The organism is Treponema sp. OMZ 840, from assembly GCF_050937815.1.
GTDB lineage: Bacteria > Spirochaetota > Spirochaetia > Treponematales > Treponemataceae > Treponema_C.
In genome coordinates this window covers 1-2,191 of sequence record NZ_JACDIJ010000030.1, presented here as the reverse complement: position 1 = coordinate 2,191, position 2,191 = coordinate 1, and the positions used below count along the sequence as shown (strand labels likewise).

4 protein-coding genes are annotated in these 2,191 nt (G+C 41.7%); all 4 read left to right on the top strand.

What is annotated here, in order from left to right; all coding sequences use genetic code 11:
- Positions 1-606: hypothetical protein (locus H0R92_RS13955; RefSeq protein ID WP_432966269.1), on the top strand; the 606-nt coding region annotated here is incomplete at its 5' end.
- Between the two features lie 12 nt (positions 607-618).
- On the top strand, positions 619-1,236 hold the full coding sequence (locus tag H0R92_RS13950; RefSeq protein ID WP_432966266.1) for a hypothetical protein: 618 nt from the start codon (positions 619-621) through the stop codon (positions 1,234-1,236).
- Positions 1,237-1,374: 138 nt separating this feature from the next.
- Positions 1,375-1,812: a hypothetical protein gene (locus H0R92_RS13945; RefSeq protein WP_432966263.1), complete on the top strand. Its 438-nt coding sequence runs from the start codon at positions 1,375-1,377 to the stop codon at positions 1,810-1,812.
- A gap of 50 nt (positions 1,813-1,862) precedes the next feature.
- On the top strand, positions 1,863-2,191 hold a 329-nt coding region (locus H0R92_RS13940), incomplete at its 3' end, for a hypothetical protein (RefSeq protein WP_432966260.1).

Genomic DNA, 2,191 nt, shown 5'->3' with positions numbered 1-2,191 from the left:
TGGGATTGGGGAAAACGGAAGCTGGACAGCATAGGACAAGGGATTGTAGCCAGTATGACTAACGTAACGAATTCCCGGCTGAGAATGTTTAGCGAATTGACGGGAATAGGAAAGGTACAAAACGGTAAAAAAGACGGTGCGGTGTTAATGACGGCTAATACTGCCCAAAATACCGGAATGCCCCCTGAGGCAAGTAATACAGCAAATAATAGAATTCAGTATCAAACAGCGGCAAACAATGACTTCCATTGTGATGTAATTGCATGGAATTCCGCGCTTGATAATAATTTAGATCCGCGAGGACAAAATGGTGAGGCATGGGATGCAAATAATCTTACCGTAAATCAAATACTCGATTATTATCCTGATAACAGAAGCAATGCTCCTGTGGCAAATACCAGAGGTTATGTGTTTTACGACTGGCATAATGATAATGTATTTGATCATATGGAACATTATGAAGCCGGAAGCGGAACCAATTATACCGTTTGGCAAACTAACGGTAGAGATAATCCCTCTGCTACTCCATATGATTCTAGGGTTGACACTAATGGGAGTGGAAGAGCAGGTGTGACGGCAATCTTTGTACCGCTTAATGAGCAATAATAGGAGCGCTATATGAAAAAAAACAGAGTATTGCTATTTTTACTTATGATGACAATGTGGTCATTTGCTGAGGATGTAAAAATAATAAGGGTAATGACCGACGGTAGGGAAGTTGCAGAATACTACCCGGCCGATACTGAAACGCTGACAATATTTGATTCGGCCAGTAACGGGTATAGGACACTGGATATTCGCGGTTTGGAAAATCTGAAAAACTTAAAAGTTTTGGATTTTCAAAAATTAGCTTTTCTTAAAAATTATGACTTCCTTAAAGAAGTATCGACTGTAGAAGAATTATATTTCGGTTCGGTACATTTTTCAGATTTTTCCGTTTTATCCGGTATGACAAAATTGAAAGTATGTGAGTATCACGGTTATATGCCGAAAGAAACTATTGAAAAGATACGGTCCGAAGGCTTGGATTTTTCCTTTTGTCCGGATTTGGAATTGTTTGTTTTAGAACCTTTAAAAGAACGTTTTGATTTTATACCGGATATAAAAGTATCGTCTAAAAAGGTTTGGCTGCGGATGTACAGTCAACCGATAACACGCGATAAATTGAGTAAGCGGGAACAAAAAATATTAAAAAGATTTTTGAAGGTAACTCTTTTCCTTGAAAAGGCCGCATAAAAGGAGGTATTAGGGTGAAATGCTTATTGGCGGTATGTGTGTTCGGGATGTTTTTTTTTCGCCGGCTGTGATAAAACAGTAGCAGAGCCGAATACACAAAGCACTGTAAATCAAAGCGAAGTTTCGGACAGTGCAGTTTTGCGAGCACCGGAAAAAAACGAATTACCGGGTAGGGAAGTCGGTTTTGAAAAATCACAGTATAAACTTTCCATGCTTACGCGCTTGCTTCAGTACAGTACGGCACAAGAAGGGACTATCACCTTTAAAAAGATAGGAAACAGCATATATCAATATACATATAAGGATGATTGCGTGTCGATACGAATCGACAGTTCTCCTGAACAGGATCATGAGTATCTTTTTTTCTCGCCGGAAAAACCGGCTATGCCGTTTTTAGGTATAACGCCGGGTATGAGTGGAGATGAAGTACGTGCGGTGTTGGGAGAGCCTGCCGGCTGCCGTACTATGGCTGACGGTAATACGGCTTGTTCTTATCGGGCAACAGGCGGACATTCATTATATTTAATTTTTTCCGAAGGTAAATTGACGCTGATTTCTTTTTATCCTCCGATCTGAACTTCCGGCAAAAGCAGGCAGCATATTTTATTTGCAAAGAGGAGTATAGTATGGTTAATCGCACAAGAGAATTAGCAACAAGAGATATGCCGACAGCGGAAGAATTTGCGTTATGGGGAGCGCGTGAATTAAGCTTTGAAGAATTGCTTGCGGTAAACGGGGGACGTCACGTTATAGACGATCCGAGAACGGATAATGTTTCGGATACTATAGCCAACGGCGGCCATTCTCCGGGCGGTTCAAGTTCGTCGTCGGATGAAAGCTCGTCGGACAGCGGCGATTCGCACGGTTCCGGCAGTACGGGCGGTTCGTCTGTTATTACCGGTTCGTCTTATACGGTACAAGAAAAAGATACATTGAGCGATATTGTTCGCCGCCG